We start from the raw sequence: 602 nt of genomic DNA, 5'->3' as shown, positions 1-602 counted from the left end.
CTGGCCTGTTCTCGGGTTCTGAACCGATGGCGATGGACCAGCTCCTTTTTCAGCGAAGAAAAGAAGCTCTCCATCGGGGCGTTATCGAGGCACTGACCCTTGCGGCTCATGGATTGCTCCAGCTTGGCGTGGCGGATGATCTTGCGATAGTCCCCGCTGGCATATTGCACACCGTGATCGGAGTGGGCGATCAGACCGGGGACTGGCCCGCGCCGGTGCAGAGCCATCCGGAGCGCGTGGCAGCACAGCTGTGCGCCCAGGTGATCGGCTATGGACCAGCCGACGATTTCGCGGGTCGCCATATCCTTGACGGCCGCCAGGTAGAGCCACCCCTCGTCAGTGTCGACATAAGTGATGTCTGCGAGCCAAACCGTGTTCGGGGTGATACAATGAAATGCCTGCTGCAGCAGGTTGGGCGACGGTTTCAGCTTGTGATTGCTGTTCGTGGTCAACGGCTTGCGCGGCTTTCTCAGGCGGGCTGAGATCCTGTTTTCCCGCATAATTCTGGCCACGCGCCGCTCCGAGACGCGCTCCCCGTCAGCGCGCAGATCCCGGTGGATACGCTTGGACCCGTAACGGTGTTTGCTGGCTTTGAAAAAATG

At 60.3% G+C, this 602-nt stretch carries 1 protein-coding gene; it reads right to left on the bottom strand.

Features of this window, described 5'->3' with window-relative positions; genetic code table 11:
- Positions 1-602, bottom strand: a 602-nt coding sequence (locus tag FEV53_RS20675; protein WP_142836449.1) for an IS3 family transposase, incomplete at both ends; no start/stop codon positions are given.

It is taken from the genome of Palleronia caenipelagi (assembly GCF_007004065.1).
GTDB lineage: Bacteria > Pseudomonadota > Alphaproteobacteria > Rhodobacterales > Rhodobacteraceae > Palleronia > Palleronia caenipelagi.
Note: the sequence above shows the minus strand (reverse complement) of the source record. Positions and strands in the feature narration are given on the sequence as shown.